This window comes from Paraburkholderia fungorum (assembly GCF_046027215.1).
In the GTDB taxonomy this organism is placed as follows: domain Bacteria; phylum Pseudomonadota; class Gammaproteobacteria; order Burkholderiales; family Burkholderiaceae; genus Paraburkholderia; species Paraburkholderia fungorum_D.
This window is the reverse complement of record NZ_JAQQEN010000001.1, coordinates 1,833,984-1,856,433: the sequence shown is the minus strand read 5'-3', so window position 1 is coordinate 1,856,433 and position 22,450 is coordinate 1,833,984. Positions and strand designations below refer to the sequence as shown.

The window sequence follows — 22,450 nt, the reverse complement described above, 5'->3', positions numbered from 1 at the left end:
TCAGGATCTGACCGTTCGATGAACCCGATTTCCCTCTTTTGTATCCTCGCGGGCGTCACGTTGAACGCCTGCGCGCAGTTGCTGCTCAAAGCCGGAACGAATGCCGTTGGACACTTCGAATTCACCCGTGCGAACATCCTGCCCATTGGCTTCCGGCTGGCAACCCAGCCGCCGATCATCGGCGGGCTGGCCTGCTATGTCATCAGCCTCGTCGTGTGGATCATCGGGCTGTCGCGGGTGGATGTGTCGATTGCCTATCCGATGTTGTCGCTCGGCTACGTCGTCAACGCGTTCGCAGCGTGGTATCTATTCGGCGAAGTGCTGTCGGTGCAGAAGCTGATCGGGATCGGCATCATCCTGATCGGCGTGGTGGTTCTGGCGCGCAGCTAGGCATGACCCAGGCTCGACCGCGGTATCCTTCGCGGTTGCGCCCTTTTTAGCGGTGGCGCTGCGTTTGCGCGTAGCGGGTAGTTTGTGCTTTACTTCGCGCCCTTCGGGTTGCGCCCTTTCAATCGAGCGAAGCATTCATGAGCCAGTCAACAGTTCCGTTTTTGCCGTTTGTCAAACCCGAGATCGATGAAGAGACGATCCAGGGCGTCGCGGACGTGCTGCGCTCCGGTTGGATCACCACCGGCCCGCAGAACCAGAAGTTCGAGGCAGCGCTGTCCGAGTTCTGCGGCGGCCGCCCGGTGCGCACGTTCAACTCCGGCACGGCGACGCTCGAAATCGGTCTGCGCATCGCCGGCGTGGGCGCTGGCGACGAAGTCATCACCACGCCTGCCTCCTGGGTGTCGACCAGCAACGTGATCTACGAAGTCGGTGCCACGCCGGTGTTCGTCGACATTGATCCGGTCACCCGCAATATCGACCTCGATCTGCTTGAAAAGGCCATCACGCCGCGCACCAAGGCGCTGCTTCCGGTTTATCTGTCGGGCCTGCCGGTCAACATGGACCGTCTGTATGAAATCGCCCGCGCCCACAGGCTGCGCGTGATCGAAGACGCCGCTCAGGCATTCGGTTCGACCTGGAAAGGCGAGCGCATCGGCAGGCTCGGCGATCTGGTCTCGTTCAGCTTCCACGCGAACAAGAACCTGACCTCGATCGAAGGCGGCGCGCTGGTGCTAAATAACGAGGAAGAAGCGATTCTCGCGCAGAAGTACCGGTTGCAAGGCATCACGCGCACCGGCTTCGACGGCATGGACTGCGACGTGCTCGGCGGCAAGTACAACCTGACTGACGTCGCCGCGCGCGTCGGCCTCGGCCAGTTGCCGCATCTGGAGCGTTTCCTCGCGCAGCGCAGGAAGCTGGTGCGCGCGTACTTCGCCGGGCTGCACGGCGGCGCGGCGGTGAAACTGGGCGTCGGCCTGCCGTTTGCCGACTCCGAAAACAGCAACTGGCATATGTTCCAGATCACGCTGCCGCTCGAAAAACTGTCGATCGACCGCGCCGGCTTCATGGGCGAACTGAAAGAGCGCGGCATCGGCTCGGGCGTGCACTATCCTGCGATTCACCTGTTCTCGCTGTACCGTGCGCGCGGCTTCAGGGAAGGGATGTTCCCGCACGCGGAGCGCTTCGGCGCCACCACCGTCACGCTGCCGCTGTTCACGCTGATGAACGAGGGCGATGTAGAGCGGGTCTGCCGCGCGGTCAATGAAATTTGCGAACAATACGGAAAATAAGCGGAAATGAGTTATTCGGAACATCGCGCCGTCGCACCGGAAGTGTCGATCATCATCCCGGTGTACAACGAGGAAGCCGGGCTGGCCGCGCTGTTCGCGCGCCTCTACCCGGCGCTCGACGCGCTCGGCACCGGCTATGAAGTGATCTTCATCAACGACGGCAGCCGCGACAAATCCGCCGCCCTGCTCGCCGAGCAGTTCCGCGCGCGGCCCGACACGACCCGCGTGATCCTGCTGAACGGCAATTACGGCCAGCACATGGCGATCCTGGCAGGCTTCGAGCAATCGCGCGGCGAGATCGTCATCACGCTCGACGCCGATTTGCAGAATCCGCCCGAGGAGATCGGCAAGCTGGTCTCGAAGATGCGCGAAGGCTACGACTACGTCGGCACGATCCGCCTGCAACGCCAGGACAGCCTGTGGCGCCGCAAGGCATCGCGCGCGATGAACCGCCTGCGCGAGCGCATCACGCGCATCAAGATGACCGACCAGGGCTGCATGCTGCGCGCCTATAGCCGGCACATCATCGACACGATCAATCGCTGCGGCGAAATCAACACCTTCATCCCGGCGCTGGCGTACACCTTCGCGCAGAATCCGGTCGAGATCGAAGTCGCGCACGAAGAGCGTTTTGCCGGCGAATCGAAGTATTCGCTCTACAGCCTGATTCGCCTGAACTTCGACCTCGTGACCGGCTTCTCGGTCGTGCCGCTGCAATGGCTGTCGTTCATCGGCGTGATCCTGTCGCTGGGGTCCGCGGCCCTGTTCGTGCTGCTGCTGATTCGCCGCTTCATCATCGGCGCGGAAGTGCAAGGTGTGTTCACGCTGTTCGCTGTCATCTTCTTCCTGCTTGGCGTGATCATTTTCGCGCTCGGTCTGCTCGGCGAATATATCGGGCGGATCTACCAGCAGGTGCGCGCGCGTCCGCGCTATCTGGTGCAAACGATTCTTGAGCAGCGTGACGGCACGACCGTGACCGAAGCGCCGCGTCAGGCGGTCGTGCAGGCCGTGCAAGCCGCACCGCTGGTCGACCAGGGCCCGAATCCATGAAGCCGCGCGCCGTCGTATTCGCGTATCACAACGTCGGGGTGCGCTGCCTGCAGGTGCTGCTCGCGCGCGGCGTCGAGGTGGCGCTGGTCGTCACGCACGAAGACAGCCCGACCGAAAACATCTGGTTCGGCAGCGTCGCCTCGGTCGCGGCCGAGCATGGCATTCCGGTCGTGACGCCCGCCGATCCGAAAAGCCCGGAACTGCGTGCCGTGGTGAGCGCCGCGCGGCCGGACTTCATCTTCTCGTTCTACTACCGTCACATGTTGCCGGTCGACCTGCTGGCGCTCGCCGCGCGGGGCGCTTACAACATGCACGGCTCGCTGCTGCCGAAGTACCGTGGCCGCGTGCCGACCAACTGGGCGGTGATTCACGGCGAAACCGAAACCGGCGCGACGCTGCACGAAATGGCGGCCAAGCCCGACGCAGGCGCGATCATCGCGCAAACGCCAGTGCCGATCCTGCCCGACGACACCGCCGCGCAAGTGTTCGACAAGGTCACGGTGGCCGCCGAGCAGACCCTGTGGCGCGTGTTGCCGGCGCTGCTGGCAGGCGAAGCGCCGCGTCTGCCGAATGATCTATCGCACGGCAGTTACTACGGTGGGCGCAAGCCTGACGACGGCCGGATCGACTGGACGCAACCCGCGCAGCAGGTTTACAACCTGATCCGCGCGGTCGCGCCGCCCTATCCGGGCGCGTTCACCGATCTCGAGGGACGCCGTTTCATCGTCGCGCGTGCCCGTCTGGCCGCGCCCGGCGCGCTCCGCTCGGATTTGCCCCCGGGCCTGCACGTAAGCGATAATGGCGTTTTCGCGATATGCGGCGATGGCCGCGCGATCGCCATCCACGAATTGCGGCACCAGCACGACGGCAGCGAAACCGTCGTTACCCCCGCAGAATTCGCCCAGCTCATCCAAATTCCCCGTCATTCATGAAAAAAGTCCTGATTCTGGGTGTGAACGGCTTCATCGGCCATCACCTGTCCAAACGCATTCTCGAAACGACCGATTGGGAAGTCTTCGGGATGGACATGCAGACCGAACGTCTGGGTGACCTGATCAACCATGAGCGGATGCACTTTTTCGAAGGCGACATCACGATCAACAAGGAATGGGTCGAGTATCACGTCAAGAAGTGCGATGTGATCCTGCCGCTGGTCGCGATCGCCACCCCCGCCACATACGTGAAGCAGCCGCTGCGTGTGTTCGAACTGGATTTCGAAGCGAACCTGCCGATCGTGCGTTCGGCCGTCAAGTACGGCAAGCACCTCGTGTTCCCGTCCACGTCCGAGGTCTACGGCATGTGCACGGACGAACAGTTCGACCCGGAAGAGTCGCAACTGTCGTACGGCCCGATCAACAAGCCGCGCTGGATCTACGCGTGCTCGAAGCAATTGATGGACCGCGTGATCTGGGGCTACGGCATGGAAGGCCTGAACTTCACGCTGTTCCGTCCGTTCAACTGGATCGGCCCGGGCCTCGACTCGATCTATACGCCGAAAGAAGGCAGCTCGCGCGTGGTCACGCAGTTCCTCGGCCATATCGTGCGCGGCGAGAACATCAGTCTCGTCGATGGCGGCGCGCAAAAGCGCGCGTTCACGGATATCGACGACGGCATCGGCGCGCTGATGAAGATCATCGAGAACAAGGACGGTGTTGCCACGGGCAAGATCTATAACATCGGCAACCCGACCAACAACTTCTCGGTGCGCGAGCTCGCCCACAAGATGCTGACGCTGGCCGCCGAATTCCCCGAATACGCCGATCTGGCCAGGAAGGTTCAACTGGTCGAAACGTCGTCCGGCGCGTATTACGGCGCGGGCTACCAGGACGTGCAAAACCGCGTGCCGAAGATCGACAACACGATGCAGGAACTCGGCTGGGCGCCGAAGTCGACCTTCGACGAAGCGCTGCGCAAGATTTTCGAAGCGTATCGTGGCCACGTCGCCGAAGCGCGCGCCCTCGTCGAACAACAATAAGGCCTGATCCTTGGCTCGTATCGTCCTGAAGATCGACGTCGACACGCTGCGCGGCACCCGCGAAGGCGTGCCGAATCTCGCGCGTATCTTCGACCGCTTCAAGGCGCGCGCCACTTTCCTGTTCAGCCTCGGCCCCGACCACACCGGTTGGGCGATGCGCCGCGTGTTGCGGCCCGGCTTTCTGAAGAAGGTGTCGCGCACGTCGGTGGTCGAACACTACGGCATCAAGCAATTGATGTACGGCGTGCTGCTGCCCGGCCCCGATATCGGCGTGAAGAGCGCCGCGGAAATGCGCGCGATTCATGAAGCCGGTTTCGAATGCGGCATCCACACGTGGGACCACGTGTATTGGCAGGACAACGTGCGTTCGCAAGACCGGGAGTGGACGGTCAAGCAGATGCAGCGGAGCTACAACCGGTTTGCCGCGATCTTCGGCGCGGCGCCCAGCACCCACGGCGCGGCCGGCTGGCAAATGAACGGCCATGCGTTCGAGCAGATCGACGCGTGGGGCATGCACTACGCGTCCGACGGCCGCGGTCACTCGCCGTATCTGCCGGTGGTCGACGGCCGGCAGTTGTCGCATGTTCAGATGCCCACCACGCTGCCCACGCTCGACGAAGTGCTCGGTGTGGATGGCGTGAATGAGCACACCGTCGCGGCGTGGATGTTGAAGCACACCGAAAACAATCCGCACGACCAGGTGTTCACGTTGCACGCGGAACTCGAAGGGCAAAAGCTCGCGCCGATCTTCGAGCAGTTGCTGGACGGCTGGCGCGCGCAAGGCCACACCTTCGCAACAATGGGCGACTACTACGCCACGCTAGACCGCAGCACGCTGCCATCGTACCCTGTTACGTGGGGCGAAATTCCAGGCCGCTCCGGCGAACTGATTGTCCAGCCCTGACTGGCTCACTGCAGCCGGCCCTGACGACCCGACCGCTGCGCGAAGCCATGCCGCGCGCGGTCAACCTTCCCCACTGCCTCGATGCCAGGCCGACGCCACCGCAGCAATCCGGCGCCGGCCATAACAACCGGAGAACCTCGTGCCCATCGCAGTCGACCAACCCATTCCTGACTTCACCGCCTCCGCTACTGGCGGCGACATCACGCTGTCCAAGCTGCGGGGCAAGAAGGTGGTGCTGTATTTTTACCCGAAGGACAACACGCCCGGCTGCACGACCGAAGGTCTGCAATTCCGCGACCTGTATCCGAAGTTCAAAAAGGCAGGGGCGGAAATTCTGGGCGTCTCCCGGGACAGCATCCGCTCGCATGACAATTTCAAGGCCAAGCTCGAATTGCCGTTCCCGTTGGTTTCCGATCCGGAAGAAACGCTGTGCGCGCTCTTCGGTGTCATGAAACTGAAGAAAATGTATGGCAAAGAAGTACGTGGAATCGAGCGTTCCACCTTCCTTATCGACGCCGAAGGCGTACTGCGCCAGGAGTGGCGTGGCGTGAAAGTACCGGGCCATGTAGATGACATTCTGGAAGCTGTACAAGCGCTTTGAGGCGCGTTATATTGGGTTGCAATGAGTGCCTGTCCAACCCAATCTTTCCGCCGCTGCGCCACGCTTCACGGCCGTTTTACCGGTTCCGTTGAAGTGGATGGGTGCCACGCGTTGACCATAGGCGAGCCGCTTGCCCCGTACGCCGGGGCGGCGGCTTTTTTAATTGCGCGCAGCCGTTCGTTCACTCGGCCGCGCGTGTCCGTTAAGGAGCCGATCGAAGACCAGGCGAACCGGCATCTCTAGACCGAATGCGCGCCTCCGGGCGCAATCTGCGTGCGCACACACTGGCACCAGCAGAATGCGACAGGCGGCGCACGAAATGCGACCCGATTAATTCGAGGGAAACCATGCCTTTGCCTACCCCCCCCAGCAAGCTCGGCAATCTCCTGCCGCCTGACGAATACAAGGCCAAAGCCGCCACGCCCGCGCGTTCCGCCGCGAAGAAACAGGCGAGCGAAGGGGACACCGCAGAGTCGGCCGATTACGGCCGCGCGAACGTCGCCACGCCCATGACCCACGCCGCCAATGCCGCGACCACGCTGCGGCCTGTGCCGGCGTCGTCCGCCGCTTCTGCTGCGTCCGCATCCGCTGGGCAAACCGCCCCCGCGCGCGCGCGAAAATCGAAGCAGACGGCCGCGTTGCTGCAACCGGTTCCCGCCACGCGTGCACAAGCCGAGCCCGCCGCGGAGGCGCAGCCGGCCGTCGCGCGCACGCCGAGCGCGAAACAGCCTGCCGCCAGCACACCCGCGGCCGCAGCGCCGGGCACGCGCGGCACCAGCAAGAAACGCGGCGCGGCCGTCGAGTCAGTCGAAGCACAGAAGCTGTTCGTGCTCGACACCAATGTGCTGATGCACGATCCAAGCTGCCTGTTCCGTTTCGAGGAACACGACGTCTATCTGCCCATGATGACGTTGGAAGAGCTCGACAACCACAAGAAGGGCATGTCGGAAGTCGCGCGTAACGCTCGCCAGGTGAGCCGCACGCTGGATGCGCTGGTCGCCAACGCGGGCAACATGTCCGACGGCATTTCGCTGGCGCGTCTGGGCAGCCGCGAGGCATCCGGGCGTCTGTACTTCCAGACCAAGCTGACGGCTATCGAACCGGTGGAAGGTCTGCCCGAAGGCAAGGCCGACAACCAGATTCTTGGCGTGGTGCGCGCGTTGCAGCGCGACCGGATGGATCGCCAGGTCGTGCTGGTGTCGAAAGACATCAACATGCGCATCAAGGCGCATGCACTCGGCCTGCCCGCCGAAGATTACTTCAATGACCAGGTGCTCGAAGACAGCGATCTGCTGTACTCGGGCATCCGCGCGCTGCCGCAGGATTTCTGGACCAGGCACGCGAAGGGCATGGAAAGCTGGCAGGACACCAAAACCGGCACCACGTATTACCGCGTGACCGGACCGCTGTGCGCCTCGATGCTCGTCAACGAGTTCGTCTATCTCGAGCCGCAGAACGGCGAACCGACGTTTCATGCGCTGGTTCGCGAACTGAACGGCAAGACGGCGCTGCTGCAAACCCTGCGTGACTACGGCCACCACAAGAACAACGTGTGGGGCATCACGGCGCGCAATCGCGAGCAGAATTTCGCGCTGAACCTGCTGATGAATCCGGAGATCGACTTCGTCACGCTGCTGGGTCAGGCCGGTACCGGCAAGACGCTGGTCGCGCTCGCGGCCGGCCTCGCGCAGGTGCTGGACGATAAGCGCTACAACGAGATCATCGTGACGCGCGCCACGGTGCCGGTGGGTGAGGACATCGGCTTCCTGCCGGGTACGGAAGAGGAAAAAATGCAGCCGTGGATGGGTGCATTCGACGACAACCTCGAAGTCCTGCAGAAAACCGACGACGCCGCCGGTGAATGGGGTCGCGCCGCCACGCAGGAATTGATCCGCTCGCGCCTGAAGGTCAAGAGCATGAACTTCATGCGTGGCCGTACGTTCGTGGACAAGTATCTGATCATCGACGAGGCGCAAAACCTGACGCCGAAGCAGATGAAGACGCTGGTCACGCGCGCGGGTCCGGGCACGAAGATCATCTGTCTGGGCAACATCGCGCAGATCGATACGCCGTACCTGACCGAAGGCAGTTCGGGTCTGACCTATGTGGTCGACCGCTTCAAGGGCTGGGCGCACAGCGGGCATGTGACGCTGGCACGCGGCGAGCGCTCGCGCCTGGCCGATTACGCGTCGGAGATCCTTTAAGTTTCAACGCTTTAGTTTCGGCTAGAAGCCGCGTCCGGGTGAACCCCGGACGCGGCTTTTTTATCGGGCGCACGTTTCCGGCGGGCAACACTTAGCGCACGAACTTCAAGTAATTTGTCAAGAAATCTTGCCCGAGCCATGTTCGAAGGGCTACCATCCGGACATCGTTCGCCTTTGAACGAGCGTTTACCGCTCCCCTCGTCTTCATGCGCCGACTCGCCTTTTCGTTGCTGACCGTTCTGCTGCTTGCCGCGTGTGCCGGCGCGCCGCAGAAAACGTCGCGCGGCCCAGGCTCGTCGGTGGTCGTGACGAACGGCGCTTATCACGCGCCGCCGCCGGGCTTCCCGAACTTCGTCGATCACAGTATTGGGCGCGAGGAAATCTCCATTCAGGCGATGAGCCTGGTCGGCATTCCATACCGTTGGGGTGGCAATACGCCCGATAGCGGCTTCGATTGCAGCGGATTGGTTCGTTATGTGGTGTCGCGCGCGGCGTCCGTGAATCTGCCGCGTACGACCGCCGATATGAGCGGGCGCGGGGAATCGATCGAGCCCGATGAAATCGCGCCGGGCGACCTGATCTTCTTCAATACGACAGGACGCGCCCATTCGCATGTCGGTATTTATGTCGGCAAGCTGCGCTTCGTCAATGCACCGTCGACCGGCGGCACGGTGCGGCTCGATTACCTGACGAATCCTTATTGGGCCAGGCGCTTCGACGGCATTCGCCGTGTGGCCGCGCCAGCCGGCGCGCCGGCCCCGTTCGATACGCCGAGCTATCAAGCTAGCGCGCCGCAGCCTGAACGCGTCACGCCTGTGCCGCAGACGGCACCCGCGTATGTCGCCAACTCGGCTCCGCAGCAAGCGTCGCGCGCGACCGCGACCCCACGTGCCCCACTGACTGCGGCCGCTGCGCCGGCAGGCGCCGCAACAGCGCCGGCAACCGCCCAGGCTGATCCGTTCGAACCGCCACCGCCCGGCATGAGCGCCGCGCAGATCCAGACTCGCGCGGCGGGTGCGGTGTCGCCGGCGCCTGTCGCCGCCGCTCAACCCGCTCCGTATGACGCCACGGTAGACTCCCCGGCCCCGCAGACGACGGCGACGCGCAATGCCCCGTCTGCTGCCCCCGCCCGCGCGTCCGACCCGATCGACGCCGCCGCCGACGCGTTCGAACCGCCTCCACCCGCCTCCGTGGCAGCGCGCCAGGCGCAGCAGGCTCGGCAAGCCGATACGAACGGCAGCGTGCAGATCATGCGTGCCTCCACGGCATCGCACACCATTCCTGCTCCCACGCAGACCATCGACGACCCCATCGCCCGCTTCGCCAACGGCAACTTCTGACGTCCCGTCAACGCCCCGCGCCCAGACGCTCACTATCGGCTAGCGCAGCCCCGCTGGCCTGGCCGATCTGCTATCGTCATCGATATTCTTCTGCCAGCGGAGTGATAACGATGGATCTCGGGCTGAAAGACAAAGTGGTGTTGATCACGGGCGGCAGCAAAGGCATCGGGTTCGCCTGCGCACGAGCTTTCGCGCAGGAAGGCGCAAAGGTGGCGATCGTCTCGCGCGACCCGGCCAATCTCGCGCGCGCGTATGAACAGTTGCATCAGGAAGGGCTGCACGTGCACCGCACGCGCGCCGACCTGCATGAACCGCACAGCGCCGCCGATATCGTCGAAGAAGTCTCCACCGCGGTCGGCCCGATCGACGTGCTGATCAACAGCGCAGGCGCCGCCCGCCGCTATGACCCGGAAACGCTCGATGCGGACGCTTTCCGGGCGACCATGGAAGCGAAGTACTTCCCCTATATCTACCCGCAGCAGGAAGTGCTGCGCCGCATGGCCGAGCGCGTGAAAGCCGGCAATGGCGGCGAGCCCGGCACGATCGTCAATATCATCGGCATGGGCGGAAAGATCGCGAGCGATATCCATATCGCCGGCGGCGCCGCGAACGCCGCGCTGATGCTCGCGACCGTCGGCCTCGCCCACTATTACGCGCGCTACGGGATCCGCATCAACGCAATCAATCCTGGATCGACGCTCACCGAACGCGTTGAAGAGGCGGTCAAGCTGGAGGCGTCGCAGCAAGGCATCGACAGCGTGGACGCGCTGGCGCGCGGGCAGGCGAAAGTGCCGCTTGGACGTTACGCAAAACCGGAGGAAATCGCTGACGTCGCGCTGTTTCTGGCTAGTCGCCGCGCGAGCTACGTGACGGGCGCCATTGTCCCGATGGACGGAGGCAGCGCGCCGCTAATCTGAGCGGCGCGCCTGACGGCTTTTATGGCTTGATCGCGCGCCGGGCTGCCGCCCAGCGGGTTGCCGCCCAGCGGGTTGCCGCGCTTACAGGAAGCGGTGGCCCAGCCACCAAGCTGCCGCGGACAGCGCCGCGGAGGCCGGAATCGTCAGAATCCACGCCCAGACGATGTTGCCGGCCACGCCCCAGCGCACGGCGCTCAGCTTCTGCGTAGCGCCAACACCGACGATCGCGCCGGTAATCGTGTGCGTGGTGGACACCGGAATACCGAGCCACGAGGCCGTGAAGAGCGTGATTGCGCCCCCGGCTTCAGCGCAGAAACCGCCAACCGGCTTCAGCTTGGTGATCTTCTGCCCCATCGTGCGGACGATCCGCCAGCCGCCGAACAAGGTCCCGATCCCCATCGACAGATAGCAGCCACCGATCACCCACAACGGCGGCGCGTCAGCGATGGACGACGCATAACCGGTTGCGATCAGCAGCATCCAGATGATGCCGATGGTTTTCTGCGCGTCGTTGCCACCGTGGCCAAGGCTGTAAAGTCCAGCGGAGATCAGCTGTAAGCGCCGGAAGCGCCGGTCGACCTTGCTGGGCGGTGTGCGGAAGTAGATCCAGGACACCGCCAGCATGAAGAACGACCCGAGCACGAACCCGAGCAGCGGCGAGACGAAAATGAAGGCCACGGTTTTCATCAGGCCGTCGAAATTCAGCGACCCCCAGCCGGATTTGGCGAGCGCCGCGCCCACCAGACCGCCAATCAGTGCATGCGATGAGCTAGACGGAATGCCGTAGTGCCACGTGATGATGTTCCAGCCGATCGCGCCAACCAGCGCGCCGAAAATCACGTAGTGATCGACGATATTTGGATCGATCGTGCCCTTGCCCACCGTCTGGGCCACTTTCAGGTGGAACACGAAATACGCGATGACGTTGAACGCCGCGGCAAACGCCACGGCTTGCTGGGGCTTCAGCACGCCGGTCGACACGACCGTGGCAATCGAATTCGCCGCGTCGTGAAAGCCGTTCATGAAGTCGAAAATCAGGGCGACGGCGACCAGGCCCGCGACGACCCAGATGGCGAGTTGTATCGATTGCATTATGCGTTTTCCAGCACGATGCCTTCGATGATGTTCGCTACGTCTTCACACTTGTCGGTGATCGTTTCGAGCAGTTCGTAAATAGCCTTCAGCTTGATCAGCGTCTTGACGTTGTCTTCTTCGCGGAAGAGTTTCGACATGGCCGAGCGCAGCACCCGGTCGGCTTCCGATTCCAGCCGGTCGATGTCCTCGCACGCCTTCAGGATCTGGCTGGCCTGCTTCATGTCCGACAGCAGACTGACGGCGAACTGCACGCGCTCGGAGGTTGCCGTGCAGATGTGCGCCAACTGGCTCGCTTCCGAGGTCACCGCCTGCACGTCGTACAGCGAGATAGCGGTGGCGACGTCCTCCATCAGATCGAGGATGTCGTCCATCGTGGTGATCAGCTTGTGGATCTCGTCGCGGTCGAGCGGCGTAATGAAAGTCTTGTGCAGCAGGTCGATGGTTTCGTGCGTGAGCTTGTCGGCAGCCTTCTCGGCCTTCTGCACGTTCTGCTTGTGGGTCTCGGCGTCCTGCAGATTGTCGATCAGCAGCTCGAGTTCACGGCTTGCCGAGACGATGCACGTTGCGTGCGCATTGAAAATTTCAAAGAACTTGCCCTCGGTGGGCATGAATCGACCGAACATTGGGATCCCGAAAATTGGTCACATTATGGCTGACATAAAACCGCCACATTGTACCGTTGCGAGACCCACGCCGCACTTTAGAAAGCGCCGTTACAACAGGCGCTTCACTTAACTCTTTACTTCTATATCAGTCGCTATAGAAATTCTGCGCGCCGGCAAAATTGTCGAACTTCGTGAATTGACCGTGGAACGTGAGGCGAACAGGCCCAATTGGACCATTCCGCTGTTTGCCGATGATAATCTCCGCCGTCCCCTTATCCGGACTGTCCGGGTTGTAGACCTCGTCGCGATAAATGAACAGGATCACGTCGGCATCCTGCTCGATAGCGCCAGATTCGCGCAAATCGGACATGATTGGCCGCTTGTTCGGGCGCTGTTCCAGACCGCGGTTGAGCTGCGACAACGCGATCACTGGCACGTCGAGTTCCTTGGCGAGACTCTTCAGCGAACGCGAGATTTCCGAAATTTCGGTCGCACGGTTTTCGCCCGAAGAGGAGCCGCTCATCAGTTGCAGATAGTCGATGATGATCAGGCCCAGCTTGCCGCACTGGCGCGACAGCCGGCGTGCGCGCGAGCGCAATTCCATCGGATTCAGGCCACCGGTTTCGTCGATGAAAATCTGCGCCTCGCTCATTTTCTGCACGGCGTGCGTGAGCTTCGGCCAATCTTCGTCGGTGAGACGCCCTGTTCGCATACGGTGCTGGTCGAGCCGGCCGACCGAGCCCAACATACGCATGGTGAGCTGCGAGCCCGGCATTTCCATGGAGAACACCGCGACCGGCAGGCCGTATTCGACCGCCACATATTCGCCGACATTCATCGAAAACGCCGTCTTACCCATCGACGGACGGCCTGCCACGATGATCAGCTCGCCGCCGTGCATGCCGGAGGTCATGCGGTCGAGGTCGACAAAGCCCGTCGGCGTGCCGGTCACATCGCTCGGATTGGCAGTGTGATACAGCGTATCGATCCGCTCGACCACTTCAGTGAGCAACGGCCCAATTTCCAGGAAGCCCTGGGTGCCGCGTGCGCCGTCTTCCGCGATCGAAAACACCTTCGACTCGGCCTCGTCCAGCAGTTGGCGGACTTCCTTGCCTTGCGGGTTGAACGCGTCGGCCGAGATTTCGTCCGCCACGGACACAAGACGGCGCAGCACCGCGCGATCGCGCACGATTTCCGCGTAGCGGCGAATATTGGCCGCGCTCGGCGTGTTCTGCGCGAGCGCATTCAGGTAAGCAAGACCGCCGACTTCGTCCGCCTTGCCCGAGGTGCCGAGCGCCTCGTACACGGTGATCACGTCGGCCGGCCGCGTTGCCGCGATCAGCTTGCCAATATGCTCGAAGATGATGCGGTGGTCGTAGCGGTAAAAATCGCTCTGCGACAGGAAATCGGCGATGCGGTCCCATGCGGCGTTATCGAGCAGCAGGCCGCCCAGCACCGACTGCTCGGCTTCGATCGAATGCGGCGGGACTTTCAGCGACTCGATTTGGGGATCTTTGGACGGTGCGTTCATGGAGAGGGATTATCGGGTAAATCGAGCGCGCGCGGGCGGCGGAAAAGCTAAAAAGCGGGCACAAAAAAAAGCAGGGACCGGTCGCCCGGCCCCTGCCTTTTGCCAGCAACATCCTGGCAAATACTACTCGATACTTAGACGTGTTCGCCGATCACAGCCACCGTCACATCGACGAGAACGTCGGTGTGCAGCGAGATCTGAACTGCGTGATCGCCAACCATCTTCAGCGGGCCTTCCGGCAGACGCACTTGCGCCTTTTCCACTGCGAAGCCTTGCTTAACCAGGGCTTCAGCGATGTCCGCGTTCGTCACCGAACCGAACAGACGGCCGTCGACGCCAGCCTTCTGATTGATCTGAACCGTCGAGCCACCCAGCTTTTCGCCTTGAGCTTGAGCAGCAGCCAGCTTTGCAGCGGCGACTTTTTCAAGTTCAGCGCGGCGAACTTCGAATTCAGCCAGGGCTTCCTTCGTTGCACGGCGAGCCTGCTTGTTCGGGATCAGGAAGTTACGTGCGTAACCGTCCTTAACCTTGACGATGTCGCCCAGATTGCCCAGGTTGACGACTTTTTCCAGAAGAATAATTTGCATTCGGATACTCCTTATCGCGTCGTCGGGTTAGGCCTTGTGCTGGTCGGTGTACGGCACCAGCGCGAGGAAACGTGCGCGCTTGATTGCCGTATCCAGCTGGCGTTGATAGTGCGACTTCGTACCCGTGAGACGTGCCGGCGTGATCTTGCCGTTTTCGCCGATGAAGTCCTTCAGCGTTTCGAGGTCCTTGTAGTCGATATGATCGACGTTAGCGGCCGTGAAACGGCAGAACTTCTTGCGCTTGAAGAGCGGATTTTGTTGCTGACGACGCTTGTCGAATTTCTTACCAGTCGGGCGGGGCATGTTCAGTCCTTTCCAATGTCCTGCAATGCTGTGATGTGAAATACCAGAGTTCTTGCGTTGCGGTGCTTTTTTGCCAGGAAGCCTGTGAAGAGCGTTTCCACGCCCATCTGACAGCTTTCCAGCTTACCGCTCGCCTCACCCGCGGCTACCGCCTGCATGGTCAGTTCGACTTGCCGGGCAATCCCGGCTTCGACGACTTCCGTGCGGTGGTGCAACGTGCAGCCTGCAATCGGAACGCCGGCGGGGGTGTACCGCACCGGTTCGCGTTCGACGACGCTGGCCGTGAGTTGCAGCCGATTCATGAAGCCTTTGGCGAGAGCGACGCTTGTTCTGGTAGCTTAAATAGTGTGTCTTAAGCCTGCGCTTCGGACGGTTGCGTAGCAGCCGACTTCTTGGCTTCTTCGCGCTGCACTTCCTTCATCATCGGCGACGGGCCGGTTTCGGCCTTCTTCATCTTGACGATCAGGTGACGCAGAACAGCGTCGTTGAACTTGAATGCGTGTTCCAGCTCGTCGAGCGTGGTTTGATCGCATTCGATGTTCATGCAGACGTAGTGAGCCTTCGCGAGTTTCTCGATCATGTAGGCCAGTTGGCGACGGCCCCAGTCTTCGATACGGTGGATCTGGCCACCGTGCGAGGTGATCGTGCTCTTGTAACGCTCGATCATGGCGGGCACTTGCTCGCTCTGATCGGGATGCACGATAAAGACGATTTCATAATGACGCATACACACTCCTTGGGACTTGTGGATTAGAGCCACCCGGGCGTCGGAACCGGTGTGGCAAGTGAGAAGCCCAAGAGTGTAACCCGAATGGGGTCGGGCTGCAAGATATCCCGTTAATCGAACGCGCGATTCGGGTGTGTTTTCAAGGGTTTAGGCGGCAGCGGGGCCGCCTGAATCCTGCCTGACCCCTAAGAGCCGGACTCCGTGCGCTCGCTGCCGCTTTGCAGGCGCGCCTTCAGCGCCGCTTCCAGGCCGCTCAGCGCATCGGGCGCGGCGTCCGAAATCGCCCACCAGGTCATGCCTTCCGCGTTCCAGTGCGCAATCGAGTAGCCTTCGCGGCCGAGCGTCGCGGGCGCTGCGCCGTCGGTACTCCGGCCCGTGCCGCCAGCGCCGGCCTGCGGAAACACATACACGTCGATTACGTGCTTCTGGTAGCGGTACACCAGCACGGCCACCCGCTGATGCGCGAGATAGTCCAGACGGCCGCCTTCCAGCGGGAAGCCGCTCGCCGCCAGATCTTCGACCGGCGGCGAATAGTCGAGGCGGCCATTGAACCACGGCTTGACGGTATGCCGGTCGGTCGAAATCACGTCGATGTCGCGTCCCGACACCTGCGCGCGCACGTGGCTTTCCACCAGTTCGTCGGCGAACGGCGAGAATTCCGCCGGGCGGCGCAGATTCAACGCCACGCCCGCCGCCGCCGCGCACAACGCGACCACCAGCACCGTGAGCCAGCCGCGCGCGAACACGCCGCCCGCGCCACCCGCGCTGCTGCCGCCGGTCGGCCAGCCGAAGCCGCCTTGCGGCGCACGCCAGCCATCGAGCAAGCGATCGAGCCAGCCCCGCCGCGCACGTTCACGCGACGGAGCCTTCACGTTGGCAACCGACGCCTCGGGCGCGGCAACAACCGGCGCGTCGATCTCCGGCAAGCCGGCGACGATACGCTCGCGCAGCGACTGCGGCGCACGATGGTAAGGCGCCGCGCGCAGCGCGCCGCTCAAGGCTCTCAGGTTCTCGCTCTCACGCCGGCAGGCGTCGCAGCTCTCGATGTGCTGCTGAACGCGCCGGGCGTCCGGCGCGGGCAATTCATGATCGGCGTTCGCGTCGAGGAGCGGCCGCGCTTCGTTACAGTCCATCTGGCGTCTCCTGAGCGTTGCCGGCGGCAGTGCCGCCTGGCGTGTTGAGTGGCCGGCCGTTGGCTGATGCCCGCAGCGGCGTGACATTGGCCGAGGCCGATTTACTGGCGCCGGGCGGCGCGGCGCGTGCGTCGTCAGGGCCCGGTGCCGCGCACTTCGGCGACCGGTGCGGCACCGTTGCGCCTGTCTGTTTGTCGATCAGCAGCGCGGCCAGCTTGCGGCGCCCGCGCGCCAGCCGGGACATCACCGTGCCGATCGGCACGTCCGCCACCACCGCGATCTCCCTATAACCCATCTCTTCCAGTTCGCGCAGCATCAGCACTTCCCGATACTCCACCGGCAGTTGCGCGAGCGCTTCGTGTACGCGTTTCGCGTCCTCGTCGCGGATCAGGAGCGTCTGCGGATCGGTGCCGCCCGTACTCCAGCCGTCGAACGCGGCATCGTCCATGGTGTCGTCGAATTCGACCACCTCGTGCGACGACGCGCGCCGCCGCCATTCCGTGTACCAGGTGCGGCGCACGATCGCCAGCAGCCAGGGCCGCGCCGAGTCGCCGCGGAAGGTGTCGAAAAACCGGAAGGCGCGCATGTACGCTTCCTGGACGACGTCGTCGGCATCGCTGGCGTTGCCGCACAACCAGCGCGCGAGGTTGTACGCGGCGTCGAGGTGCGGCAACGCGAGCTCCTGAAAGCGGCGGCTTCGCGCTGCATCGTCATGCGCGCGGGCAGCATCTGAATCGGTTTCACCCACCTCGGCCCTCCAGGCATTGCGGCTACGCTGTGTGACTCGTGGTTACTGCTTGATCGCCTCTTATCATCCAATACTGGCCACGCAACGAGTTTATTCCCGTCACGACGCAGGATCGGCGAAAAAAAATCCGCTGGCCCGACCCGCCAGCCGCCCGGCCCCGTCCCTTAATACGCCGGACGGTTCCAGTAGTCCTCACTGGCGTACACCTCTTTCAGGTAATCGATGAAATAGCGCACCTTGGCCGGCACGTAGCGCTGCTGCGGATAGACCGCAAGGATGTCGTAGTCGGGCAGCGCGAACTCGTCAAGCACCGTTTCGAGTTCGCCACGCGCCAGTTGCTGCTGGATTTCCCATGTGGAACGCCAGCCGAGCCCAAGCCCTTCGGACACCCAGCGGTGCAGCAACTCGCCGTCGTTGCAATCGAGCGTGCCGCCCACGCGCACGGTGGCCAGTTTGCCGTTGCGGCGAAAGTACCAGCCGCGGTTCTGCCCGCCTTGCAGGTTGAACGCGAGGCAGTTGTGCTGCGGCAGATCCTCGAGCGTTTTCGGTTTGCCGTATTTGCGGAAATAGTCGGGCGTGCCGCACACCACGCGGCGGTTCGACGCCAGCTTCACCGCCACGAAGTTCGGATCGACCGCGCCGCCAATGCGGATCGACAGATCGTAACCTTCGCGCACCAGATCCACGACCCGGTCGGTCAGATTGAAGGACACCTGCAATTCGGGCTTGTCGGCGAGAAAGTCCGGCGCAAGCGGCGCCACATGCTTGCGGCCGAAGGCGGCCGGCGCCGACACGATCAGGTGCCCGTTCACGGCGCGCCGCCCGGCGCTCAGTTCGTTTTCCGCCTGGTCCCATTCGGTGAGCAGGCCCCGGCAGCGCTCCAGAAACGCGGCACCGTCTTCGCTGACCACGAGGCGCCGCGTCGAGCGGTACATCAGCTTCACGCCGAGGCGCTTTTCCAGCGCGTCGATACGTCGCCCGAGAATCACCGGCGACACGCCCTCCTCCAGCGCCGCGGCCGCAAGGCTGCCCGCGTCCGCCACGCGCACGAAGGTTTCGATCTGTTTGAAGCGGTCCATGCCTGTCTCCTCGGTCTGCGCTCGTCGTGGCGCGCACGCCTTCATACGAGGCATTCCATACTTTTTGTTTCGAAATAAGCGACCCGGACTGATCTTATCAAACCTTTCCGTCAGGCCTAAAGTGGACTCAACACCTTGCTTCCGCACATTCCCAGACATTCAGGAGACATTCATGGCCAAGATGAGAGCCGTCGACGCAGCCGTGCTGGTGCTCGAAAAAGAAGGCATCGACACTGCATTCGGCGTTCCGGGCGCTGCCATCAACCCGTTCTACTCGGCCATGCGCCGCGCAGGCAACATCAGCCACGTGCTGGCGCGCCACGTCGAAGGCGCTTCGCATATGGCCGAAGGCTATACGCGTGCGCAACCGGGCAACATCGGCGTGTGTATCGGCACGTCGGGCCCTGCCGGCACCGACATGATCACCGGTTTGTACTCCGCTCAGGCCGACTCGATTCCTATTCTGGCTATCACGGGTCAGGCACCGCGCGCGCGTCTGTACAAGGAAGACTTCCAGGCCGTCGATATCGAATCGATCGCCAAGCCCGTCACCAAATGGGCCGTTACCGTGCGCGAACCGGCGCTGGTGCCGCGCGTGTTCCAGCAGGCTTTCCACCTGATGCGCTCGGGCCGTCCGGGTCCGGTGCTGGTCGACCTGCCGATCGACGTGCAACTCGCCGAAATCGAATTCGACATCGAGACCTACGAGCCGCTGCCGGTCTACAAGCCCAAAGCAACACGCAAGCAGATCGAAGCCGCGCTCACGCTGCTCAACAACGCTGACAAGCCGCTGATCGTTTCCGGTGGCGGCGTGCTCAACGCGGCCGCAGAAGATCTGCTCGTGCAATTCGCCGAAACCGTCGGCGTGCCGGTGATTCCGACGCTGATGTCGTGGGGCGCGATTCCCGACGACCACCCGCTGATGGCCGGCATGGTCGGTCTGCAAACGTCGCACCGCTACGGCAACGCGACGATGCTCGCCTCCGACTTCGTGCTCGGCATCGGCAACCGTTGGGCCAACCGCCACACGGGCAGCGTCGAGGTTTATACCAAGGGCCGTAAGTTCGTGCATGTGGACATCGAGCCGACGCAGATCGGCCGCGTGTTCGGGCCGGACCTGGGCATCGTCTCGGACGCGAAGGCCGCGCTCGAACTGTTCGTGGAAGTGGCGCAGGAATGGAAGGCCGCGGGCAAGCTGAAGGACCGCGGCGCATGGGTTGCCGATTGCCAGGAACGCAAGCGGACGATGCTGCGCAAGACCCACTTCGACAACGTACCGATGAAGCCGCAGCGCGTGTACGAAGAGATGAACCAGGTGTTCGGCCGCGATACCTGCTACGTGAGCACGATCGGCTTGTCGCAGATCGCCGGCGCGCAGTTCCTGCATGTCTACAAGGCGCGTAACTGGATCAACTGCGGCCAGGCAGGCCCGCTCGGCTGGACGATTCCGGCTGCGCTCGGCGTGCGTGCAGCAGACCCGCAACGGCAGATCGTCGCGCTGTCCGGCGACTACGACTTCCAGTTCATGATCGAAGAGCTGGCCGCCGGCGCGCAATTCAAGCTGCCGTACGTGCATGTGGTGGTGAACAACTCGTACCTCGGCCTGATCCGCCAGGCACAGCGCGCATTCGACATGGACTTCTGCGTGCAGCTCGGCTTCGAGAACATCAATGCGCCGGAAATGAACGGTTACGGCGTGGACCACGTCGCGGTTGCCGAAGGCCTGGGTTGCAAGGCAATCCGCGTGTTCAAACCGGAAGAACTCAAGCCGGCGCTGTTGAAAGCCCAATCGATGCTCTCCGAATTCAACGTGCCGGTGATCGTCGAAGTGATTCTCGAACGCGTGACCAACATTTCGATGGGCACCGAGATCGACGCGATCAACGAGTTCGAAGATCTGGCCGAAAAGCGTGAAGACGCGCCGACGGCAATCAGCATGCTCGACTGAGCGTCCTGACCAGGCAGCACCCGAGTGTGATTCAGCAGCGCCGCCACTCGCGCGCCGCTGAATTGCCTCACGAGGTGATTCCACTGACCGACCAGCGAGATCAAAAGCACCATGCCGAAATTTGCAGCGAATCTAACCATGCTGTTCAACGAAGTGTCATTTCTCGACCGCTTTGCAGCAGCTGCGGACGCGGGCTTCAATGCCGTCGAATTTCTGTTTCCGTATCCGTATCAGATCGCTGAACTGAGCGAACGTCTGCAGCAGAATCCCCTGAAACTCGTGCTGCACAATTTGCCTGCAGGCAACTGGGAAGCCGGCGAACGCGGCATTGCCTGCCTGCCGGATCGGGTGGGCGAGTTCCAGGAAGGCGTCGGCCGCGCGATCGAATACGCGAAGGCTTTGAAGGTGCCGCAACTGAACTGTCTCGTCGGTATTCCGACTGCGGGCGTGGATGCGGACAAGGCGCGCAACACCATCGTCGACAACCTGCGCTTCGCCGCGGGCGAGCTGAAGAAGGCCGGCATCCGGCTGCTGGTCGAGCCGTGCAATTCGTACGACATCCCGGGCTTCGCGCTGAATCGTTCGGGCGAAGGCCTCGACGTGATTCGCGCCGTGGGTTCGGACAATCTGTTCCTGCAATACGACATCTATCACATGCAACGGATGGAAGGCGAACTCGCCGCGACGATCAAAAAGAATCTGCCGCAGATTGCCCACATCCAGCTCGCCGACAACCCGGGCCGCAACGAGCCGGGCACCGGCGAAATCAACTACCCGTTCCTGTTCGATCTGCTCGACTCGCTCGGCTACGACGGCTACGTCGGTTGCGAATACAAACCGCGCACCACCACGACCGCCGGCCTCGGCTGGGTGCAAAGCGTGGCCGGGCAAACCCGCGGCGCGGCCCACGCCGCTGCCTGATCGACTCATCGATCAGCTTAGGCACATCACCCCAAACAACACTGGAGATTTAGACACATGGCAAAGATCGGCTTTATCGGCCTCGGCATCATGGGCGCGCACATGGCGCGCAACCTCATCAAGGGCGGTCATTCGCTGTTCGTGAATGGCGCGTATCCGGTGCCGGAAGATCTGAGCAAGACGACCACCGTGGTCGCCAGTTCGACCGCTGTCGCGCAGGCCGCCGACATCGTCATCATCATGGTGCCGGACACGCCTGATGTCGCCAACGTGCTGTTCGCCGACGACGGTGTCGCCGCCGGCCTCACGCATGGCAAGCTGGTGATCGACATGAGCTCGATCTCCCCGCTCGACACGCAGGCGTTCGCCAAAAAGATCAATGCACTCGGCGCCGACTATCTGGACGCACCGGTGTCAGGCGGCGAAGTCGGCGCGCGTGAAGCGTCGCTCACGATCATGGTCGGCGGTCCGGAAAAAGCGTTCGCGCGCGCCTTGCCGCTGTTCGAACTGATGGGCAAGAACATCTCGTTGATCGGCGACAACGGCGCGGGTCAGACCTGCAAGGTCGCGAACCAGATCATCGTTGCACTGAACATCGAAGCGGTGGCCGAAGCCCTGCTGTTCGCATCGCGCTCGGGTGCCGATCCGGAGCGTGTGCGCCGTGCATTGATGGGCGGCTTCGCTTCGTCGAGGATTCTCGAAGTACACGGCGAGCGCATGACCAAGCGCACTTTCGATCCGGGCTTCCGTATCGAACTGCACCAGAAGGATCTGAACCTCGCACTCGACGGCGCGCGCAAGCTCGGCATCGCGCTGCCGCATACCGCAAGCGCGCAGCAACTGTTCAGCGTGTGCGCGGCGAATGGCGGCAAGGCATGGGATCACTCGGCCATGGTGCGCGCGCTGGAAATCATGGCGAACTACGAAGTCGCGCAAGCGCCGGGTAGCGAAGCCAAAGCCGCCTGACGCATGCCGCTGCAAGCATGCCGCTGCAAAGGCCGGTCGCACGATAGCATGCACCACGTAACAGAATCAGCGACAGGCCAATCAGGGAGCGTTCGGTGAAAGTCATACGCAGCACATAAAAACGACATCGGGCAGCA

General features: G+C 62.7%; 23 protein-coding genes. 13 read left to right on the top strand and 10 right to left on the bottom strand.

The genetic code is table 11. The annotated features are described in order from the left end of the window. Positions 1 to 18: 18 nt before the first annotated feature. The 10 genes from PQR27_RS08260 to PQR27_RS08215 all read left to right on the top strand — a co-directional run bounded on the left by PQR27_RS08260 (position 19) and on the right by PQR27_RS08215 (position 10,670). Entirely contained in the window at positions 19 to 390 is a 372-nt protein-coding gene (locus PQR27_RS08260; protein WP_408523135.1) for an SMR family transporter, read from the top strand. A 137-nt stretch (positions 391 to 527) separates the two neighbouring features. Further along, positions 528 to 1,679 (top strand): DegT/DnrJ/EryC1/StrS family aminotransferase, encoded by a 1,152-nt coding sequence (locus PQR27_RS08255; protein WP_408523133.1) that lies wholly within the window; start codon positions 528 to 530, stop codon positions 1,677 to 1,679. Between the two features lie 6 nt (positions 1,680 to 1,685). Further along, the gene (locus PQR27_RS08250) at positions 1,686 to 2,729 is read left to right on the top strand and encodes a glycosyltransferase (protein WP_408523132.1); all 1,044 of its coding nucleotides are present in this window, start codon (positions 1,686 to 1,688) and stop codon (positions 2,727 to 2,729) included. Continuing rightward, the gene (locus PQR27_RS08245; protein WP_408523131.1) at positions 2,726 to 3,661 is read left to right on the top strand and encodes a formyltransferase; all 936 of its coding nucleotides are present in this window, start codon (positions 2,726 to 2,728) and stop codon (positions 3,659 to 3,661) included. The genes PQR27_RS08250 and PQR27_RS08245 overlap by 4 nt, the downstream gene beginning before the upstream one ends. Beyond that, on the top strand, positions 3,658 to 4,704 hold the full coding sequence (locus PQR27_RS08240; protein WP_408523130.1) for a bifunctional UDP-4-keto-pentose/UDP-xylose synthase: 1,047 nt from the start codon (positions 3,658 to 3,660) through the stop codon (positions 4,702 to 4,704). Before PQR27_RS08245 ends, PQR27_RS08240 begins: the two co-directional genes overlap by 4 nt. Before the next feature lie 10 nt (positions 4,705 to 4,714). Beyond that, positions 4,715 to 5,608 carry a polysaccharide deacetylase family protein gene (locus PQR27_RS08235; protein WP_408523129.1) on the top strand — a complete coding sequence of 298 codons (894 nt, stop codon included), beginning with the start codon at positions 4,715 to 4,717 and terminating at the stop codon, positions 5,606 to 5,608. Positions 5,609 to 5,747: 139 nt separating this feature from the next. Continuing rightward, on the top strand, positions 5,748 to 6,209 hold the full coding sequence (locus PQR27_RS08230) for a peroxiredoxin (protein WP_408523128.1): 462 nt from the start codon (positions 5,748 to 5,750) through the stop codon (positions 6,207 to 6,209). Between the two features lie 347 nt (positions 6,210 to 6,556). Then, positions 6,557 to 8,413, top strand: a complete 1,857-nt coding sequence (locus tag PQR27_RS08225; RefSeq protein ID WP_408523127.1) for a PhoH family protein — start codon at positions 6,557 to 6,559, stop codon at positions 8,411 to 8,413. Positions 8,414 to 8,619: 206 nt separating this feature from the next. After that, positions 8,620 to 9,753: a C40 family peptidase gene (locus PQR27_RS08220; RefSeq protein ID WP_408523126.1), complete on the top strand. Its 1,134-nt coding sequence runs from the start codon at positions 8,620 to 8,622 to the stop codon at positions 9,751 to 9,753. 110 nt (positions 9,754 to 9,863) lie between these two features. Then, positions 9,864 to 10,670, top strand: coding sequence for an SDR family oxidoreductase (locus PQR27_RS08215; protein WP_408523125.1), 807 nt, complete (start codon positions 9,864 to 9,866; stop codon positions 10,668 to 10,670). A gap of 81 nt (positions 10,671 to 10,751) precedes the next feature. On the opposite strand, the gene PQR27_RS08210 is transcribed toward PQR27_RS08215, so the two are convergent. The 10 genes from PQR27_RS08210 to PQR27_RS08165 all read right to left on the bottom strand — a co-directional run bounded on the left by PQR27_RS08210 (position 10,752) and on the right by PQR27_RS08165 (position 18,478). Beyond that, positions 10,752 to 11,762 (bottom strand): inorganic phosphate transporter, encoded by a 1,011-nt coding sequence (locus PQR27_RS08210; protein WP_408523124.1) that lies wholly within the window; start codon positions 11,760 to 11,762, stop codon positions 10,752 to 10,754. Then, positions 11,762 to 12,388 carry a DUF47 domain-containing protein gene (locus PQR27_RS08205; protein WP_012432805.1) on the bottom strand — a complete coding sequence of 209 codons (627 nt, stop codon included), beginning with the start codon at positions 12,386 to 12,388 and terminating at the stop codon, positions 11,762 to 11,764. The genes PQR27_RS08210 and PQR27_RS08205 overlap by 1 nt, the downstream gene beginning before the upstream one ends. Positions 12,389 to 12,515: 127 nt before the next feature. After that, on the bottom strand, positions 12,516 to 13,901 hold the full coding sequence (locus tag PQR27_RS08200; RefSeq protein ID WP_408523123.1) for a replicative DNA helicase: 1,386 nt from the start codon (positions 13,899 to 13,901) through the stop codon (positions 12,516 to 12,518). A 134-nt stretch (positions 13,902 to 14,035) separates the two neighbouring features. Next, positions 14,036 to 14,488 carry a 50S ribosomal protein L9 gene (gene rplI, locus PQR27_RS08195; RefSeq protein ID WP_408523122.1) on the bottom strand — a complete coding sequence of 151 codons (453 nt, stop codon included), beginning with the start codon at positions 14,486 to 14,488 and terminating at the stop codon, positions 14,036 to 14,038. A 27-nt stretch (positions 14,489 to 14,515) separates the two neighbouring features. After that, positions 14,516 to 14,791 (bottom strand): 30S ribosomal protein S18, encoded by a 276-nt coding sequence (rpsR, locus tag PQR27_RS08190; RefSeq protein ID WP_012432802.1) that lies wholly within the window; start codon positions 14,789 to 14,791, stop codon positions 14,516 to 14,518. A 2-nt stretch (positions 14,792 to 14,793) separates the two neighbouring features. Beyond that, a complete protein-coding gene (priB, locus tag PQR27_RS08185; protein ID WP_007182110.1) occupies positions 14,794 to 15,093 on the bottom strand; it encodes a primosomal replication protein N in 300 nt (99 codons plus the stop codon). Positions 15,094 to 15,143: 50 nt separating this feature from the next. Continuing rightward, the gene (gene rpsF / locus PQR27_RS08180; RefSeq protein ID WP_006048823.1) at positions 15,144 to 15,518 is read right to left on the bottom strand and encodes a 30S ribosomal protein S6; all 375 of its coding nucleotides are present in this window, start codon (positions 15,516 to 15,518) and stop codon (positions 15,144 to 15,146) included. Positions 15,519 to 15,703: 185 nt separating this feature from the next. Then, positions 15,704 to 16,651, bottom strand: a complete 948-nt coding sequence (locus PQR27_RS08175; protein ID WP_408523121.1) for an anti-sigma factor family protein — start codon at positions 16,649 to 16,651, stop codon at positions 15,704 to 15,706. After that, the gene (locus tag PQR27_RS08170) at positions 16,641 to 17,399 is read right to left on the bottom strand and encodes an RNA polymerase sigma factor (RefSeq protein ID WP_408523120.1); all 759 of its coding nucleotides are present in this window, start codon (positions 17,397 to 17,399) and stop codon (positions 16,641 to 16,643) included. The genes PQR27_RS08175 and PQR27_RS08170 overlap by 11 nt, the downstream gene beginning before the upstream one ends. 164 nt (positions 17,400 to 17,563) lie before the next feature. Next, entirely contained in the window at positions 17,564 to 18,478 is a 915-nt protein-coding gene (locus tag PQR27_RS08165) for a LysR family transcriptional regulator (RefSeq protein ID WP_408523119.1), read from the bottom strand. 172 nt (positions 18,479 to 18,650) lie between these two features. Between PQR27_RS08165 and gcl the strand changes: the two genes are divergently transcribed. The 3 genes from gcl (at position 18,651) to PQR27_RS08150 (ending at position 22,313) form a co-directional block, all read left to right on the top strand. Then, a complete protein-coding gene (gene gcl / locus PQR27_RS08160; protein ID WP_408523118.1) occupies positions 18,651 to 20,426 on the top strand; it encodes a glyoxylate carboligase in 1,776 nt (591 codons plus the stop codon). Positions 20,427 to 20,537: 111 nt separating this feature from the next. Then, positions 20,538 to 21,347 (top strand): hydroxypyruvate isomerase, encoded by an 810-nt coding sequence (hyi, locus tag PQR27_RS08155; protein WP_408523117.1) that lies wholly within the window; start codon positions 20,538 to 20,540, stop codon positions 21,345 to 21,347. A 57-nt stretch (positions 21,348 to 21,404) separates the two neighbouring features. After that, positions 21,405 to 22,313 (top strand): 2-hydroxy-3-oxopropionate reductase, encoded by a 909-nt coding sequence (locus PQR27_RS08150; protein WP_408523116.1) that lies wholly within the window; start codon positions 21,405 to 21,407, stop codon positions 22,311 to 22,313. Positions 22,314 to 22,450 lie beyond the last annotated feature (137 nt).